Annotated in this window: 18 protein-coding genes and 1 tRNA gene; 11 read left to right on the top strand and 8 right to left on the bottom strand. The window is 52.4% G+C overall.

The features are described 5' to 3' along the window. The first annotated feature begins 36 nt into the window (after positions 1 to 36). Positions 37 to 111 (top strand) — tRNA-Glu (locus K8942_04905). A 62-nt stretch (positions 112 to 173) separates the two neighbouring features. Further along, positions 174 to 572 carry a cupin domain-containing protein gene (locus K8942_04900; GenBank protein UPA22359.1) on the top strand — a complete coding sequence of 133 codons (399 nt, stop codon included), beginning with the start codon at positions 174 to 176 and terminating at the stop codon, positions 570 to 572. Positions 573 to 642: 70 nt separating this feature from the next. On the opposite strand, the gene K8942_04895 is transcribed toward K8942_04900, so the two are convergent. Both K8942_04895 and K8942_04890 read right to left on the bottom strand, forming a co-directional pair. Then, on the bottom strand, positions 643 to 963 hold the full coding sequence (locus K8942_04895; protein ID UPA22358.1) for a heavy metal-binding domain-containing protein: 321 nt from the start codon (positions 961 to 963) through the stop codon (positions 643 to 645). Between the two features lie 98 nt (positions 964 to 1,061). Then, positions 1,062 to 1,211 (bottom strand): hypothetical protein, encoded by a 150-nt coding sequence (locus K8942_04890; GenBank protein ID UPA22357.1) that lies wholly within the window; start codon positions 1,209 to 1,211, stop codon positions 1,062 to 1,064. Positions 1,212 to 1,346: 135 nt separating this feature from the next. Here K8942_04890 and K8942_04885 point away from each other — a divergent pair, with 135 nt between their 5' ends. Beyond that, complete coding sequence (locus K8942_04885; protein ID UPA22356.1) at positions 1,347 to 2,075, top strand: hypothetical protein; 729 nt, start codon at positions 1,347 to 1,349, stop codon at positions 2,073 to 2,075. 21 nt (positions 2,076 to 2,096) lie between these two features. On the opposite strand, the gene K8942_04880 is transcribed toward K8942_04885, so the two are convergent. Beyond that, positions 2,097 to 3,278: a class I SAM-dependent rRNA methyltransferase gene (locus tag K8942_04880; protein UPA22355.1), complete on the bottom strand. Its 1,182-nt coding sequence runs from the start codon at positions 3,276 to 3,278 to the stop codon at positions 2,097 to 2,099. 124 nt (positions 3,279 to 3,402) lie between these two features. Here K8942_04880 and K8942_04875 point away from each other — a divergent pair, with 124 nt between their 5' ends. Together K8942_04875 and K8942_04870 are read left to right on the top strand one after the other, a co-directional pair. Then, positions 3,403 to 3,672 carry a hypothetical protein gene (locus K8942_04875; GenBank protein ID UPA22354.1) on the top strand — a complete coding sequence of 90 codons (270 nt, stop codon included), beginning with the start codon at positions 3,403 to 3,405 and terminating at the stop codon, positions 3,670 to 3,672. 32 nt (positions 3,673 to 3,704) lie between these two features. Continuing rightward, positions 3,705 to 3,971 (top strand): hypothetical protein, encoded by a 267-nt coding sequence (locus tag K8942_04870; GenBank protein ID UPA22353.1) that lies wholly within the window; start codon positions 3,705 to 3,707, stop codon positions 3,969 to 3,971. Here K8942_04870 and K8942_04865 read toward each other — a convergent pair. The 3 genes from K8942_04865 to K8942_04855 all read right to left on the bottom strand — a co-directional run bounded on the left by K8942_04865 (position 3,945) and on the right by K8942_04855 (position 6,681). Continuing rightward, a complete protein-coding gene (locus tag K8942_04865; protein ID UPA22352.1) occupies positions 3,945 to 5,498 on the bottom strand; it encodes a ComEC family competence protein in 1,554 nt (517 codons plus the stop codon). The two genes, K8942_04870 and K8942_04865, sit on opposite strands and share 27 nt — an antisense overlap. Then, positions 5,471 to 6,277 carry a 16S rRNA (adenine(1518)-N(6)/adenine(1519)-N(6))-dimethyltransferase RsmA gene (rsmA, locus tag K8942_04860; protein UPA22351.1) on the bottom strand — a complete coding sequence of 269 codons (807 nt, stop codon included), beginning with the start codon at positions 6,275 to 6,277 and terminating at the stop codon, positions 5,471 to 5,473. The genes K8942_04865 and rsmA overlap by 28 nt, the downstream gene beginning before the upstream one ends. Positions 6,278 to 6,417: 140 nt before the next feature. After that, positions 6,418 to 6,681, bottom strand: a complete 264-nt coding sequence (locus K8942_04855; protein UPA22350.1) for a hypothetical protein — start codon at positions 6,679 to 6,681, stop codon at positions 6,418 to 6,420. On the opposite strand from K8942_04855, the gene K8942_04850 reads away from it, so the two are divergent. Further along, positions 6,680 to 8,308, top strand: coding sequence for an S-layer homology domain-containing protein (locus tag K8942_04850; GenBank protein UPA22349.1), 1,629 nt, complete (start codon positions 6,680 to 6,682; stop codon positions 8,306 to 8,308). The two genes, K8942_04855 and K8942_04850, sit on opposite strands and share 2 nt — an antisense overlap. A 147-nt stretch (positions 8,309 to 8,455) precedes the next feature. On the opposite strand, the gene K8942_04845 is transcribed toward K8942_04850, so the two are convergent. After that, positions 8,456 to 10,726: a UvrD-helicase domain-containing protein gene (locus tag K8942_04845; GenBank protein UPA22348.1), complete on the bottom strand. Its 2,271-nt coding sequence runs from the start codon at positions 10,724 to 10,726 to the stop codon at positions 8,456 to 8,458. Between the two features lie 133 nt (positions 10,727 to 10,859). Next, positions 10,860 to 12,086 (bottom strand): hypothetical protein, encoded by a 1,227-nt coding sequence (locus K8942_04840; GenBank protein UPA22347.1) that lies wholly within the window; start codon positions 12,084 to 12,086, stop codon positions 10,860 to 10,862. A gap of 239 nt (positions 12,087 to 12,325) precedes the next feature. On the opposite strand from K8942_04840, the gene rpsO reads away from it, so the two are divergent. From rpsO to K8942_04815, 5 genes are all read left to right on the top strand, one after another. Further along, positions 12,326 to 12,595, top strand: a complete 270-nt coding sequence (rpsO, locus tag K8942_04835) for a 30S ribosomal protein S15 (GenBank protein ID UPA22346.1) — start codon at positions 12,326 to 12,328, stop codon at positions 12,593 to 12,595. A gap of 76 nt (positions 12,596 to 12,671) precedes the next feature. After that, positions 12,672 to 12,956, top strand: a complete 285-nt coding sequence (trpR, locus tag K8942_04830) for a trp operon repressor (protein ID UPA22345.1) — start codon at positions 12,672 to 12,674, stop codon at positions 12,954 to 12,956. Positions 12,957 to 13,037: 81 nt separating this feature from the next. Continuing rightward, complete coding sequence (locus tag K8942_04825; protein ID UPA22344.1) at positions 13,038 to 13,223, top strand: hypothetical protein; 186 nt, start codon at positions 13,038 to 13,040, stop codon at positions 13,221 to 13,223. Between the two features lie 130 nt (positions 13,224 to 13,353). After that, positions 13,354 to 13,632, top strand: coding sequence for a hypothetical protein (locus K8942_04820; GenBank protein ID UPA22343.1), 279 nt, complete (start codon positions 13,354 to 13,356; stop codon positions 13,630 to 13,632). A gap of 218 nt (positions 13,633 to 13,850) precedes the next feature. Further along, a complete protein-coding gene (locus tag K8942_04815) occupies positions 13,851 to 16,073 on the top strand; it encodes a polyribonucleotide nucleotidyltransferase (GenBank protein ID UPA22342.1) in 2,223 nt (740 codons plus the stop codon). Positions 16,074 to 16,132 lie beyond the last annotated feature (59 nt).

Raw genomic sequence — 16,132 nt, 5'->3', positions numbered from 1 at the left:
CTTCCTCGCCACGCGAGACAGCTCTTTTCCAGTCACGGCCCCATCGTCTAACGGTTAGGACGCAGGATTTTCATTCCTGTAATCGGAGTTCGATTCTCCGTGGGGCTGCCACCTATCCTGTAAAAGAGCCGAAAATCTTAGGTCACAGGAAGAATGAGGAGTAAGATTTTCCTATGAAAGGATTCCACGCAAACATCGAGACGAAAACACTCGGCAACGATCATTTTCGACATGTTCTCTACACTGCAGAGCACAGCCAATTGGTTGTGATGAGTCTGCAGCCGGGGGAGGAAATCGGTATGGAGGTGCATGAGGAAAACGATCAGTTCTTCCGCTGCGAAAAAGGGCAGGGGACGTGTGTGATTGATGACAATGAGTATGAAATACGGGACGGTTCAGGCTTTATTATTCCCGCCGGTGCACGCCACAATCTCATCAATACATCTGCTACTGATGCGATGAAGCTCTACACTATCTATTCTCCGCCACATCATAAGGACGGAGTGATCCATCAAACCAAAAAGGATGCTGAAACGAGTGAGGAAGAATTCGAGGGGAAGACAACGGAATAAACTATTCAGTACTCTCTGAGTTGAGGGGTAGTTGTTCGCATCATTCACAAACGTCCAGTGCAGTGTTCTGTTATTTCAGCTTTACCGCCGTTCCTGAAATAGACACCATCAGCATGCCGTTGGCCTGACCGAGGACTTCGTAATCAATGTCGACGCCCACAATCGCGTCGGCGCCTAATTCGGCTGCGGCATCGACCAGATCTTTCTGTGCAAGCGCGCGGGTTTCGTCGAGGACTCTTTCGTACGACTGTGTGCGGCCGCCCACGATGTCGCGGATAGAGGCGAAGATATCGCGGAAGACGTTTACACCGACAATCGCTTCGCCGGTAATCACGCCAAGGTACGATTCGATGTGTTTGCCTTCGATGGATGGGGTGGTGGTGATGATCATGGGGAGAGAGGGAAACGATAGAATGATACCGCTTTACTCATGCATTTTAAAAAGCCCAATAACAGAGATATTACCGGGCTTTCCGTTTATTCATCTGTTTAGAAAATTCCCGCGAATCTCAGGAGCATCACCAGCGCAATAACGCCGATCACAATGTACCCGATACGCTTCAGCTTTGCGTCCATAGGAATGTAATTGAAAATCAGTGCGACGATCAGAAGAACGATGAAAGGTGCGATAGCGCCCATAGGAGGAAGGGGGGAAGGATGAGGTCTTATAGATATGACGTTTGAGAGAAGCTTTCCTTACGTGTTACTTGTGGGTCTCTGCGTACGTTTTATTTATTGCTGCCCAGAACATGCGGTTTATAGGTGATAACAGCAGTGCACATTTTTGACTTATTTATTGTTTGTTTTATAATAAACTTAATGAAAGTCTATCATTACAGCAGGCTGGAGAACTGGAGGGATATTGCATGTGAGCAAGATGGAAAAAAGACAGGCCTGATCCCGGGAATACGTTTGGGTGAACAATACAAAGGAGCAAGTGAGCGGTCCGCTATTTTTGCGCTCCTGCAGCCAAAACCAAACGGATGGACTCACTGTCCGGATTTTCCTGAAGGCAGCAGCCCCTGGGAAAGTCTTATGCGAAATGTCGGAAAATTGCTCCTCGAAATTGATGTGGATCCTGCGCAGACATCGGTAGTGGAGTGGGGGCACCGCGAAGGATATTTGAGAGGTGCAGGACACAATCCTGACTTTACGGTCCCGTCTCGCTTTGCGCATCAGACACGATTGGAAGCAGAGACTGCATATGTGAAAAGTATTGTGCCGTTGCAGCAGTATGTGAATGAAGAGATGCAGTACGTTATTCCCGAAGTATTGATCGAAGAACACGTTCCTATGGAAAGGGTTCATGTGTCTGCAGATCAATCGGTGTTACGTGAGAATATCCAAAGCTGGCCGCCAGAATGGTGCCATGATAAATTGCTGTACCTGCAGTATGTACCCGGGCTTGAAGGTATACGGGCAGAATTGCAGGCGGCTATTGATGCGTGTACCAAGACGCAAAAAACCAAGCGTCGTAGAAATAAAAATACGTTTGGGGGGTAATACTTTTCAGGTCTATAAAGCCTATTCAACCCAAAGCAATAAACTCTTTAAGTAATCCGTCTCCGGATAATAAATATTCACCGGATGATCGTACGCCAGGTGATGACGCTGCAGAATTCTGACCGATCGGTTCGCCTGTCGCGCGGCGTGGAAGACGATGGTTTGCAGAATGTCTGGGGTAATTTGAAACGAACACGAACAGGTAAGGAGTAATCCGCCGGGAGGCAGAGCTTTAATGGCCATGCGGTTCATGTCCGTGTATTTGTGCTTCGCAAGATCGAGCGATTCGGCGTTTTTTGCAAACGCTGGTGGATCGAGAATAATAAAGTCGTATGGGCGGGGGAGGGGTTCGCGGCGGAGGAAATCGAAGACATCTTCATCAAATGCGTCGAATTGTGAGGGGTCGATGTTGTTCAGATCACGATGCTGGTTGGCTTTCACAATGGCTTCCGGATCGTAGTCGACGGCATCTGCGGCAATGGCGCCTCCGGCGAGAGCGGAGAGGGCGAAGCCTCCCACGTAACTGCAGCAATCAAGCACAGTCCGGCCGGGAGCTAGCTGTTTTACAAGCGAACGCATCTCGCGCTGATCCAGAAAGAAGCCTGTCTTCTGGCTACCGGTCAGATCAATCTGAAACTTCACGCCGCGTTCCTGTATCTCGATTGTCGTCTTCCCGTTTCCGCGCAGCCACTGCTCGCGCGGTTCCAGTCCTTCATTCTTGCGGCTCTGACTGGTCGACTTTTCGTAGATGAGCGTAGCCCCTGTCAGGTCTGCAATCGTGTTGATAATCCATGCCCGCATCTTATCCATTCCGAGTGTCGTGAGCTGCAGCACAATCACATCGCCGTATCTATCGACAATCAGCCCCGGGACGCCGTCACCTTCGGCATTAATCAGGCGATAGGCCGTTGTGTCTGCGCTTGAGAAGAATTGATTGCGCAGTTCTATCGCGCTTTTCATGGTGCGGCGCAGCGTCATCAAAGGATCTCCCGGTTCAAAGGCAATCGCACGTCCGCAAATGTAGGCGCGCGTATTGATGGTGGCGTAGCAGAGGAAATCACCTTCGCTTGTTTGGATTTCTGCAATCGAACCGTTCGGCACATCCGGAGCCCGGTCAAACGATGTCCGGTAAATGGCATGGTGCCGGTTTAACACGGATGCCTCGCGTTCGGGTTTCAGCCGGAGAGTCGGATAGGTGCTCACAGACGGTCATTCTACCAGATTCAATCTTCAGGCGCTCTGTGTTTTTCTCTTGTTTTAGAGCCAAATACGGGGTTGCCTGGGTTTCGGATTCTTTCGGCGTGCATTTTTTAAAGGGCTCATTAGAATGCCCGCAATCTTTTTCTTTTCAACCCTCTGTATGTATCGTTCGTATCATCATAATTGTACTTCTGCCGAGATTGGTTCTGTAGAACAGGCTGATTCCGCAAATGTCCTGTCGCTTCAGCAGGAAAAAATGCAGCACACGGAAGATGTCATCGCTTCCTGCACAGCCCGCAAAGCGCTTTATACTGCTTTCCTGAAGAAGGATCGATCGGAGCAGACAGAGATTTTGCGCCAGGCCATGAATGAGGTTGCTGCAAACGAAGCTCTCTAAAAAGGCAGCATTTCCATTTCCTCTCCTTTTGTATGTCAGAAGCAACCACCTTAGACATGCCCCTGATTGAACGAACTGAGGCTGTGCAGCCGGACGCACTGGAGAATCAGGCACTGGCAGATACCATCAATATGCGGGGATATCCGGAAATCACTGCGGCACAGGTTGCCGAAATCCGCTTCATGTACAGGCAGCAGATGCGCGGCCGTGATCTTCCCCTTGCGCAGAACGATGCAATCAATGCAGTGATCGCCATGCGCGCAATGGTCCGGTCACACTCGGAGGATTTTGATGACTGATGAGAGATATGATCGGATTGTTCGCCCGTGCAGGGTAATCAATCCTGTAATGATCAGGACGTAATAGAGCCCGACTATTGCCACTCCGATTTTTGGAAGTGTGAGAGATGCGAATGGGATGCGGGCGAGAGTGGTGGCTATCAAGAGAATCAATTCCATGCATCCCCACGCCACAAACCCGGTCAGCTGTCCGACGGGGAGTGAGACGATGCTGATGACGGTTCCCAGGAATCCACAGAGCATTGCAAACGGAATGAGCGGGGCGACGAGAATATTGGCGAGAGGAGAAATGAGAGACAGTGTCCCAAACTGCAGCACAACCCATGGCATCGCAAAGACCTGAGCGGCGATGGTGACAGTGAGTGCTTCCCGGACACCGAGGACATTGGGAATTCTTTTGAGCCATCGTTCGAGAATGGGTGCTGTTTCAGAAAGGCCGATGACCGCCAGAAACGAGAGCTGGAATCCGGCGTCGTACCAGAGGAGTTTGGGGTTCCAGAGCAGCATGAAAAACGCGGTCCACGCAATAAGCAGGCGGATGTTTTTTAAGCGTCCTGTCTGCAGTGCAAAGAGTCCGAGAATGCCCATGATCGAGGCTCTTGCTACAGAGGCGCTTGCGCCGACGAAGAGCGTAAAAAGAATGATGGTGACGACAGCCGGCATAAACCGCCACTTGAGCGGCAGGAAGAACAGGGCACCGGAAATGATCGTGATAATAATTGTGATATTGAATCCCGAAATCGCGACGATGTGCGAGAGACCCGTTGCCTTGAATGCATCGGTCAGATGGTCTGGCATCCCGCGACGGCTACCCGTCAGGAGCCCTGCGAGGAACGAGGCCTGTGGTTCCGGGAACACGCGGTTGATCTGTGCTTCGAATGCTTCGCGCAGACGGATCAGTCCGGCCATGACGGGATTTTTGTGACCTTCAGATATTTGTTCGATCACCGATGCACGCATGGTGGTGTAGATCCCAAAGCGGCTTAGGTAGTTGTCGTAGGCAAAGGTTTCGCTGTTTTTCGGGAGATCCACTATTCCTTTGATCATTACACTGTCGCCGTACCGGTAGCGCGGCCAGTGACGTCTGTCGGTTACGAGGATTTTTCCGGTGACGGGAATCACGGCGCCAGTCGCAAAGAGCTGCACATCGGTTGCATCAACGGTGTAGCGGATAAAAATCTGCCGGTCATCGGGGGCGTCAGCGATGATGCCGTGGATGGTGGCGGTCTTTCCTGTTGCATAGGTATCGATTGTTGTTTGCGAGGGGATGTGGGTGGTGCGGGAGACGGTGAAGAGTGCGAGGCTGATGGCTATTGTTGCTGCAAGAATGATGCTGGCGATGACGCCTTTCTTCAAAAGGATGCCGACGGTTCCGAAGAGTCCGAGGATTCCGAGGATGATCCAAAGTTCCAATGGATAGGATGTTTTTTGCCACCACTGCAGCGCCAACACGGATACGAGAAAGCTTCCAAGAAAGACGTAAGCGACCGTCGAGGATTTTACCGGTACTGTGCGAGTCTGATCCATTCGTCTATGGAAAGAGTCTGCGGTCTGCGGGTCGGTTCAATGCCGCAGGCTTCCATCATCGCGTCGCCGTTTGGCAGACTGCCGAGTGTGTTCCGGAGCATCTTTCGCTTCTGGCTGAATGCGAGTTTGGTCAGAGCGAATACGCGGTCCATCGTGTCTTTGTCCGCGAGTGGTTTTTCAAAACAATCAATGTGGAGCACGGCCGACTCCACTTTGGGCGGCGGCATGAAGGCGGCAGGCGGTACGTTCACGACAATGCGCGGGCAACCGAAGAGTGCGACGACAATGGTCAGGATGCCTGCATCTTTCGTATCACAGATTTTCTCCGCGACTTCGCGCTGGATCAGAAGTGTCAGACTTTTGGGTGACTGTGTGCCTTCCAAAAACGCGTGTCGCAGGAGAGGGGATGTGATGTGATAGGGAATGTTTGCGACAATTTTGTAGGGCGTGGTCGGGAAGGCAACATTGAGTGCATTGCCCTGAATAACCGTCGGCACTTTATTTTCACCCTGTGCTTTGATGTATGCGTGCAGCAGGGGAACCAGGTGTGCATCGATTTCGATTGTGGTCACATGTTTGGTTCTGCGGAGCAGCTCATGCGTGAGGATGCCGATACCTGCACCGATTTCCAGGATAGTTTCGTCTTTCTGAATATCTGCCGCCTCCAGAATTTTTTCCAGAATCTGGCTATCAACCAAAAAATGCTGACCCAGATCGGTATTCATGACGAGTTTCTGCTTTTTGCAGAAGAGCCGGATGGTGTCTGCCAGGGTGGCCATACACACAGTGTAGAGCATTTATGCTCCAGAGGAGGCCTGTTTCGCACGTCTGTACACCCTTGAACCATTAAAATGCCGGTACAAACCCATAAAACACATCCTTCATGATGCAAGCGCTTTTTTGTCACTTTTCGGTCAGACTACTGTCTTAACCCTCGTATGCGTAAAACACTACTTCCATTATCGGCCGCTCTGTTGCTGTTCCCCGCAGTGACGGCCATGGCACAGAGCGCTTCATCTTCTTCTATTTCCTCCCTTTCGTCGTCCTCCTGGTCGTCGATGCCCTCATCCCAGTCATCGTCATGGATGTCATCATCCATGTCTTCCTGGATGTCGTCGATGTCGTCTTCCCTGTCTTCGTCCTCACGTTCGTCGTCTCTCTCTTCCTCGTCCCGTTCCTCCATGCGTTCAACGGGTCGTCGTGACTATGACACGTCGAACATCGGACGCTATACGGACCGGGCAAACTGGGATCTTCCGTCGAGCGTTGCTATCAGCGTGCTGACGCAGGCCGGTGTGCTTGAGGGTGATCCATCCGGAACATTCCGTGCAAGCTCCACGCTCAATCGTGCGGAGTTCGTGCAGATTATCATGCGTCTGCTGCCTCCCAGCGACAACCGCGAATACATGAACTGTTTCCCGGATGTCGCTCGCGGTATCTGGTACGAAGCCGCGGTCTGCCGTGCCAAGTCCATGGGTATTGTGCGCGGGAACGTCATTGCATCTATTGCTCCGGAGAACTGGAAATTCGAACCGAACCGTCCTGTTCAGTATGAAGAGGCGGTGAAAGTTCTTGTGAAACTCTATGCCTATTCCGCTGTCGAAACGAACGGTGACAACTGGTACGTTCCGTTCATCAACGAAGCGCAGCAGAAGGGAATCACCATCAGCGGTGTTGGAGTCGGTGACAAACTGACCCGCGGCGAAATGGCCCGTCTGGCTGCAAACTTCCTCGCGTACAGCGAAGGAGATCTCGATCTCCTGAAGGCTGCGCAGAGCAGGTCTTCCTCCTCACGCATGTCTTCGTCTTCCCGCTCGTCTCTCTCATCTTCATCCCGTTCATCGTCCTGGATGTCATCTGCGTCATCGATGTCGTCATCGTCCCGTTCCGGTACGTATGATCCTCTGACAGACACGTCTGTCCGTTCCCAGATCGTTCTTCTTGGACAGACCACACCCGCTCTTGCGAGTGCCAAGTTCTTCAGCAATAACGAGCCGCTGAACGTCCAGTCTCTGGACATCAGCCTCGCGTCACCGTCGACATCCGTGGATTCTTTCCTGGTGTATGACAACGACGGCCGCTTCCTTGGAACGGCTACCAAGCAGGGAACATCCTCTGTCTACCGTGTCTCTTTCCCGACAGACATGCTGCGCCTTGAGCGCCGTGTGGATCACTCTGTCTATCTCCGTGCCCGTCTGAAGGCCAGAGACAGCGGTGGCGTGAGCGGAGAGGCATTGCAGATTGCCACCATCCAGATTACGGGAACCGGTGAGTGGAGTAACGATACCTATAACTCGTCTTCCTCCGACAGTTTCCCGGCATTCGCTGTGGCACGCGCAGTCATCACCTCTGTGACCAATGCAGGTCCGGCAACGAACCTCATTACAAACGGTAATGACCAGCTCCTCGCAACGTTTGCATTTAACACCACGGCAACCGACAGCCAGGGCAGCGTCCAACTCCAGCAGATCCGCATGCAGGTTCAGGCAACAGGCGGTACAACCGTCTCCAATGTCGAACTCCGTCAGGAAGGATCAGACACGACAGTGCCGTGTACCATTGCCGGTAACGTCGTGACCTGTAACTCCATTCCGACGAACTTCGGAACCATCACCGGTACCGAAAACTTCCGTGTCTATGGTGATGTGACTGTTCCGGGTACAGCCAACAACCCGAGCCTCAGTCTGACCATTAATGAACCGGGCACCTCCACCGTTGCCGGCGACATTACCTGGACTGATGGAACCTCCAGTTTCACATGGATCGGCAACAGCAGTGCGCCTGTCGTCCGTGGAACACAGTTCCAATAAAAATCGTTCTATGATGGAAAGCAGGGATCCAATCGGGTCCCTGTTTTTTTTATACATGTGTGTCATGTTGAGCTCGTCGAAACATGGACTCGTGTCGACTCTTCGACACTTCGTCGCGCTCAGTGCAAGCTGGGCTCAGAGTGACACTTAAAGCAGCTTGAGCGGGGCAATGCTGAGGGCGAAGGTTTTCTTGGGTCCTCCATCAAAAATGATTTCCACAATATCGCCGCGCTTGGTTTCGATTGTTCCTTTGCCGTAGAGCGGGTGCTCCACACGGGAGCCGACATCCGGGTCGCCCTCTGCGCCAAAGTCCACATCCTGATTGAACTCGATCTCCACGTCGTTTGTCTGCTGACGGAACGGTTCCAGTTTGCCGCCGCGCATCCGCTGCTCACCCTGGCCACTGGCCCAGGAGAATGCACTCAGCACATCGTCACTTCTGCGTTCAAGCACCTCTTCCGGCAGGTCATCCAGGAAGCGGCTGTGGGGATTGCTTTTGCCTTCGCCCCACATGAAGCGGCTCTTTGCGAAGAAGAGTCGCAGCTGTGTTTTGGCGCGTGTCATACCCACATACATAATGCGGCGCTCTTCTTCCAGCTGCTCCTTGTCGTACATGCTGTTGCTGTGCGGGAAGAGGCCTTCCTCGCAGCCCACAATCATCACATGTTCGAACTCAAGCCCCTTGCACAGGTGCAGCGTCATCAGCGTAAGAGCGTCGGTTCTGCCCTCTGACAGCTTGTCCACTTCGGACACGAGGGCAACTTCCTCGAGGAAGCTCATCAGCGAGGTTTCCGGATCAAGAGCGTCATATTTGTGCATAACCGTCAGCAATTCCTGGACGTTGCGCCAGCGCTCCTCGCCTTCCTCTTCGCCTTCGGTCAGCCATTTTTCCATACCAAGATCGGTCAGTAACTGCTCCGCAAGAGCGCTTACCACGACGGTCTTTGACATGTTTTTGTAGAGGCTCAGGAGAGCTGTGAAATTATTGATGCGGTTTCGGACGCCGTCATCCAGTGTCTCAATCTGCGATGCGTAGTTCAGACTGTCCCACAGACTCAGGTGTTGCTCGCTCGCGAATGCCTGGATTTTGGACAGCGTTGTCTCTCCGATTTTGCGCGACGGTACGTTTACAATGCGGAGCATCGACACGGTGTCGTAGGGGTTCAGGATGGCATACAGATACGCGAGCACATCCTTCACTTCCTTGCGTGCGTAGAATTTCACGCCGCCCAGAATGCGGTAGGGGATGCCGGAGCGCATGCAGGCTTCTTCAAAGACGCGGGATTGTGCATGGGTGCGGTACAGAATGACTTGTTCGCGGAGAGGTGTTCCACTTGCGAGCATCTGCTGCACTGCCTTCACCACTTCTTCCGCTTCGCGTCGTTCGTCCCGGACTTCATTCACGATAATCATCGGACCCTCTGTACGGTTGGTCCACATGTTCTTGTCCGGGCGGTTCGGGTTTGCAGAAATCACCTTGTCGGCTGCAGTCAGAATGGGCTGGGTGGAGCGATAGTTCTGTTCGAGTTTGATGCGCACAGCGTCTTTATATTCTTTCTCAAACTCCAGAATGTTCCGGATATCCGCACCGCGGAAACCGTAAATGGACTGATCCGGATCACCGATCACGCAGATATTCCGGTACTTCTGCGCGAGCAGAGTAATCAGCAGATATTGTCCGTGGTTCGTATCCTGATACTCATCCACATGCAGATACCGCCAGGTCTCCTGGTACCTATCGAGCACATCCGGGCACTCATGAAAGAGGCGAACGGTCTCAAGAATCAGGTCATCAAAATCGAGTGCATTACTCTGGCGCAGTGCCGTCTGGTACCGCTCGTACATCTGGGCAATTTTAATCATTTTATCGGTCGTTGCTTGCGCGAGAGCTTCCTTCGGACTGTAGGCTTCAGACTTGAATTTGCCGATATAACTGAGCGCCGCGCGCGCCTTCATTTCCTCCTCCGGAATGCGCATGTCTTTCAGGACTGTCTTCATTAGTTTCTCCTGATCGTCCCCATCGTAAATCACGAAGTTCCGGTCGCGTCCGAGCTTTTCAATGTCGCGCCGGAGAATGCGGACACAAATACTGTGAAATGTTCCCATCACCGGCAGTTTTGAATGTCGGTCACCCTGCGACTGGTCGAATGGGCCCGGCGTATCCGGATCGCTCAAATGCAGCATCGATTTGATGCGCTCTTTCATCTCGGTGGCCGCCTTGTTCGTGAAAGTGACCGAGAGGATCTGCCACGGCTGTACGCCTTTGCTGATGAGATACGCAATGCGGTGCGTGAGTGCGCGCGTCTTGCCTGAACCCGCTCCAGCCAGAATAAGCACAGGTCCGTTTGTCTGGAGCACTGCTTGCTGCTGCTCTTCATTCAGGCCATTCAAAATCGCGTCGTTGTTGAGGGTTTCCACGGAGGGAGTGTAGCGGAAAGGGGACGGGTCTCGACCAAGTTTCCCTGACAATTGTCTTTTCGGGAGCCCTGGAAGAAATTCTTATTTTTCTTGAGCGAACGGAGTTTTGTTCCTGGTTGCTTGTTGCTCGTTTTCATGAAAAGAGCGTGTCTGTCAGTAATGTCTCAGCGTCATTCAGGCTCTGCTTTTTTACGGGTGCATCCGGTGAGACCAGGCGTTGTGCCTCGACATTCTGCGCCGTGAAATCACTGACGATTTTTTTGATTTCCGTGGCTGCAACAGATGCTTTTGCGTTCATCGGGATTTTCTTGAGAGCCACTTCGTCGGCAATGGCCGGATCAATCCGCTGGGTTTTGCGGAGCAGATCAACGCCCATTTTTGACATGACAATATCGACGGCGTTCCGGAGGTTTACGTGGAAGTCGAGTTCGGCAATGGTCTGGATAATGTTCTCGCGCTGCTGCGGGTCCATCTGCTCGGCAAATTCGTAGCGCGTGATATTTTTGAGAGAGGCAAGGACGGCAGGAATGGCTTCCGGAGAGATGACGAAGAGCTGATACCCTTCCACCGGATAGTGATGCACTTTGAGCTCGCTGAGCGCTGTTGCCGGGACGACGAGGAAAATCCATTTGTAGATACGCTCGTTGTTTTTTACTTTCTCCACCGTCTTTTTCACCTGATCATTTACGTAGGTCTGCAGGCTTTTTGCTTTCGAGACTTTTGCATCGAACACGACATACTGGTCCAAAAACTCAATCATGAAATCCGGCTTCAGGCTGCCATCAAATCCTTCCGGTAAATTGGTGTTGGAGTACGACGTGAACGCAAACTGCGGCTGCTTACACAGATCCGTCAGTGTGGCAATCACACCGTTTTCGTGGTCAGCCCAGAGGCGATCGCGTTCCAGAAGCTCCTGCGCTCTGCGCTCCTCGTCTTCACGGATCACACGCTGGCGCTCCTGATCCAGGCTGAGTTTTATACCTTCCAGTCTGGTCATCTTCTCGGAAAAATCACGCTCATGCTGTTCTTTGTCTGTTTCAAACTTCACCACCTGTTTCTTCAGGCTGTCGCGCTCCATCGTCAGTGCCTCAATTTTTGCTTCAAGCTTGGTTGCCTCCAGAAACATCTGCTTGTTGGTTCCCGCCCACTTGTCCTTCTCAGACCGCTCCGCATCAATTTTGACAGTCATCCGTCCGATTTCCTCTGTCCGCTGATTGAGCTCGGCCTTCAGCTGCGCATTTTCTTCGCGGAGTTCCTGCGTGTTATCTGCCTGAATTTCCTGTTTTACAGAGAGCTTCCAGGCAATGTACCCGATGCCGGCAAGGCCGAGGATTCCGAGGATGATAGAGGCTGTGGTCATAAGAATGAAAGAAAAGGGAATTCATCGTATCATTTTTTCGTTCTATAGAGCATGGGGTTCACCCCTGAGCGTAGCCGAAGGGTGAACGTTAGTACACTCTTCGGCCGAAAACAATGTCATTTTCACTTGCCAATTTTTGGCGTTTTCGTACAATAGGCGCCTATCCGTGCTTCAGAAAGCGCTTTTGCTTCCAGAGGCTCGGTGGACTCCTTATTTTTGTTGTCTCCTCCCCACTTACCATGGCCATCAAGCGCAAAACCAAGAAGAAACTGATCACGGACAGCCAGATCCACGAAAAGGATACCGGCTCCCCGCAGGTGCAGATCGCTATCCTCACCAAGGAAATCGGTCTCCTCACCGGCCACCTTCAGGAACACAAGAAGGATCATTCCGCACGCCGTGGACTGCTTGGTAAGGTTGCACAGCGCCGCAAACTTTTGAACTACCTCCGCATGAACAAGCCGAACGAGTACCAGAAGGTTCTCGAAACACACGGGCTCAAGAAATAAATGATCATCCAGCATTCAAAAGGCTCCGCAAGGAGCCTTTTTTGTATCGGAACCGGCCCCGGAGTATTCTTTCTGTATGGCCGTTTCCAAAAAGCACATCGCCGAACTCTACGAACTCTTTGCATCTGTTGAAGACGAGAAAGAAGCAAAGCTGCTCCTGACCGATATCCTCACACCGCAGGAACTGGAGTCGCTCGCAGAACGCTGGCAACTGATTCAGGCGCTTAACAAGGGAATGCCCCAGCGCGAGATTGCAGAAAAACTGGAGATCAGCATCAGTAAAATCACCCGGGGAAGTCGCATGCTGCAGTTTGGCGAAGGGGGATTCAAGCATTTTCTAGGCAAGTTACAGAAGAAATAGGGTCTCGTCCGCCTAAGGCGGATCGACCTGTTAAAATGCTCTTGATCTGTCGTGTGTCCTGATGTACCGTTGCAACGTTACATGAGTACAGAAGCATTGCCATCGGCAGAGACGAATCCGGAAGCAGTTGTGCTGCCGGAGCCGGTGAATGTGGTGCTTCAGGTTACAGATGCCATAACGAAGTATCACAAAAAAATTGCGAATTCTTTTCCGAGAAGCAGACAAGGAGGGTGGGGAGAAGGCAGCCGTGTGCTGCCTCTTTCCTGAGCGGAGCGCGTTGAAGATGATTCGTCTGCAGTGCGCTCTGCTCACGTGCGCAGGGCATGGCCAAAAGATTTTTCTTTTGGCGCTGCAGATCTTTTACATCAATGCTTAGAAAGAGAAGGAGGATTTCAGTATGTTCCGACGTGCATATACAGCCCGGCAATTGAATCATGGTGAGGGGATGATCTTTCACCCGTTTACAGGGGAGCGTCTGGATACGCTTGAATTTACGTATTATGGAAAGCAGTTTTTGCATCGGGTTCCTGGCTTGGTCGTTGCATGGGGCGTGGAGGATGACGTTCTCTACTATCGTCCCTGTATTGGCGGGTGTGGTCGCAAGAACTATCGTGAGGGAGATTCTTATCCTCATCGATGGATTTTTGATCCCTTCACTGGTGAGAAGCTTTCTTAGCAAAGATGTAAGAGAAAGCCCCATTTTCCCTGAGAATGGGGCTTTCCTTAAAATGTCAAAATCTGTATACTATCCCTAGTTCCTTCCCTCTGCCGTCTCCCTGCTTCCTTCTGGGTTTACGTTCGAGTCTCCGTGCGCGGATACTGAAATGTGAATCCACTCTGGTAGGTAGAGTCTCAGTAGAGGAAAGGTTTTTCGTATCCTTTCTTCTTATTTTTATGGCTGAAAAGCAATACACCCTTGAGCTGGGTGATCAGAAGCTCACATTCTCGACGGGCAAAATCGCCCGTCAGGCCAATGCCACCGTACTTGCGCAGATGGGTGATACCGTCTGTATGGGTAACGTGACAGTGTCCGAAAAGCCGCGCGACGGCGTCGATTTCCTGCCGCTCCAGCTGGTGTATCAGGAAAAGTACTACGCAGGCGGCAAAATCTGCGGCGGTCGTTACCGCAAGCGCGAAGGTCGTCCGAGTGATGACTACGTGCTCCTTGCCCGTGTGATTGATCGCGGTCTTCGCCCGATGTTCCCGAAGTACATGAGAAACGACATCCAGGTGTTCTGCACCGTCCTCTCGTACGACGGTGAAAATGAACACGATGTCCTCGCGGCAAATGCAGCCAGCCTTGCTGTTGCCATCTCCGATTGTCCGTTCGAAGGCGCTCTCGGATCTGTCCGTGTTGGATTGATCGGCGGCGAACTCGTGTTGAATCCGTCTGTGGAAGCTCTCAAGAAAAGCGACCTCGATATGTTCCTCACCGCCTCACTCGAACGTGTGGTGATGATTGAAGCCGGTGCCAACCAGGTGCCTGAGGCTGATATCCTCCGCGCAATTGAATTCGGAAAGAAGTGGGCACAGAAAATCGCAAAGTTCCTCGACGAAATCCGCAAGGAAATCGGTAAAGAGAAGTTTGTGGTCGAGGCGCCGTTCATGCACGAAGAAGGGTACAACTATCTGAAGGAATGGGCAGTGCCGACCATCAGCAAGGCGATTAAGGACGACATGTCCAAGAAGGCCCGCCGCGCGATTTTCAATCAGCTTATTGCCGATGCCAACGCGAAGCTCGAAGAGAAGTACGGTCCGGCCGGCGACGATGAAACACTGGCAACCCTCTACACACATGGGTCCGTGTTCCTCGACAAAATTATCAAGAATGAAATGCGCCGCCTCGTCCTCGAAGAGGGTATTCGCATGAGCAGCCGCAAGATTGATGAAATCCGCCCGCTGACTGCAGAAGTGGATATTCTTCCGAAGCGTGTGCATGGCTCCGCTCTCTTCCAGCGTGGAGAGACGCAGGGTATGACGACCTGTACGCTCGGATCCCCGGGTGACAAGCAGCTCGTGGAGGGAATGGAAGGGGAGCATGAACTCCGCTACATGCACCACTATAACTTCCCGCCGTTCTCCGTTGGTGAAACATCCAATCGCCTGATGACCGGTAACCGCGAAATCGGACACGGAAACCTCGCACAGCGCGGACTCCTGCCGGTGCTCCCGACGGAAGCCGAATTCCCGTACACCATCCGCACTGTTACCGAAATCCTCGAAAGTAACGGTTCATCCTCCATGGCTGCAACCTGTGGTTCCACACTCGCGCTCATGGCTGCCGGTGTGCCAATCAGTGCTCCGGTGTCCGGAATCGCGCTCGGTCTTATTTCTGACGAGGAGAAGGGACAGTACGTCATTCTCTCCGATCTCCAGGATGAAGAAGACTTCGGCGGTGATATGGACTTCAAGCTCACCGGAACTGCGAAAGGTGTGACGGCTATCCAGATGGATATCAAGATCAAGGGTCTGCCGGATTCCGTCTTTGCAGACGCTCTCGAGCGTTCCAAAGTCGGCCGCGCATTCATTCTCGATGTCATGCTCAAAGCTATCCCAGAGCCACGCAAAGAGATGAGCCCGTACGCACCACGCATCGAAACCATCACCATTAACCCGGACGATATCCGTCTCGTGATTGGAAAGGGTGGCGAAACCATCCAGAAGATCACCGGTGAACTCGGTGTCGAAATCGACATCGACGACAGCGGACTCGTGTTCGTCACGGCTCTCAACGGAGACTCAATGGCGAAGGCGAAGGAGTGGATTGAAGGCATTGTTGCCAAGCCGGAAGTCGGAAAGGTCTACGAATGTAAGGTTGTCCGCATCATTGACGGCACCGGTGCCATCGTTGAATTCCTGAAGGGCAAAGATGCAATGATCCACATCTCCGAGCTCGCATGGGGTCGTACCGAGAAGGTCGAAGACGTCGTGAAAGTCGGCGATGTGATCCAGGCCAAGTGTGTCGAATTCGATGCACAGGAAGGCAAGACCCGCATGTCTCTCAAGCAGATGACTGCGCCTCCGGAAGGCTACGTTGCCCCAGTCCGCCGCCCGCCGATGAGTGGAGGACGCCCGGGTGGATTCGGTGGTGGCCGTCCAGGTGGATTCCGCCGCTAAATAGCTGTCAGCTTCCAGGATTGACTCAAGAGGCCCCGATGAAAGTCGGGGCTTTTTTG

It is taken from the genome of Candidatus Peribacteria bacterium (assembly GCA_023038255.1).
In the GTDB taxonomy this organism is placed as follows: Bacteria; Patescibacteriota; Gracilibacteria; order Peribacterales; family Peribacteraceae; genus CALREJ01.
The sequence above is the reverse complement of the archived record's forward strand: the minus strand, read 5'-3'. Positions and strand labels throughout refer to the sequence as shown.

What these genes read in the sequence shown, in the direction of transcription:
- K8942_04900 (UPA22359.1), top strand. Translation starts at nt 174, where the DNA reads ATGAAAGGATTCCACGCAAACATCGAGACGAAAACACTCGGCAACGAT.
- K8942_04895 (UPA22358.1), bottom strand. Translation starts at nt 963, where the DNA reads ATGATCATCACCACCACCCCATCCATCGAAGGCAAACACATCGAATCG.
- K8942_04890 (UPA22357.1), bottom strand. Translation starts at nt 1,211, where the DNA reads ATGGGCGCTATCGCACCTTTCATCGTTCTTCTGATCGTCGCACTGATT.
- K8942_04875 (UPA22354.1), top strand. Translation starts at nt 3,403, where the DNA reads ATGCCCGCAATCTTTTTCTTTTCAACCCTCTGTATGTATCGTTCGTAT.
- K8942_04870 (UPA22353.1), top strand. Translation starts at nt 3,705, where the DNA reads ATGTCAGAAGCAACCACCTTAGACATGCCCCTGATTGAACGAACTGAG.
- K8942_04865 (UPA22352.1), bottom strand. Translation starts at nt 5,498, where the DNA reads ATGGATCAGACTCGCACAGTACCGGTAAAATCCTCGACGGTCGCTTAC.
- rsmA (UPA22351.1), bottom strand. Translation starts at nt 6,277, where the DNA reads ATGGCCACCCTGGCAGACACCATCCGGCTCTTCTGCAAAAAGCAGAAA.
- K8942_04850 (UPA22349.1), top strand. Translation starts at nt 6,680, where the DNA reads ATGCGTTCAACGGGTCGTCGTGACTATGACACGTCGAACATCGGACGC.
- K8942_04855 (UPA22350.1), bottom strand. Translation starts at nt 6,681, where the DNA reads ATGGAGGAACGGGACGAGGAAGAGAGAGACGACGAACGTGAGGACGAA.
- K8942_04840 (UPA22347.1), bottom strand. Translation starts at nt 12,086, where the DNA reads ATGACCACAGCCTCTATCATCCTCGGAATCCTCGGCCTTGCCGGCATC.
- rpsO (UPA22346.1), top strand. Translation starts at nt 12,326, where the DNA reads ATGGCCATCAAGCGCAAAACCAAGAAGAAACTGATCACGGACAGCCAG.
- trpR (UPA22345.1), top strand. Translation starts at nt 12,672, where the DNA reads ATGGCCGTTTCCAAAAAGCACATCGCCGAACTCTACGAACTCTTTGCA.
- K8942_04825 (UPA22344.1), top strand. Translation starts at nt 13,038, where the DNA reads ATGAGTACAGAAGCATTGCCATCGGCAGAGACGAATCCGGAAGCAGTT.
- K8942_04820 (UPA22343.1), top strand. Translation starts at nt 13,354, where the DNA reads ATGTTCCGACGTGCATATACAGCCCGGCAATTGAATCATGGTGAGGGG.
- K8942_04815 (UPA22342.1), top strand. Translation starts at nt 13,851, where the DNA reads ATGGCTGAAAAGCAATACACCCTTGAGCTGGGTGATCAGAAGCTCACA.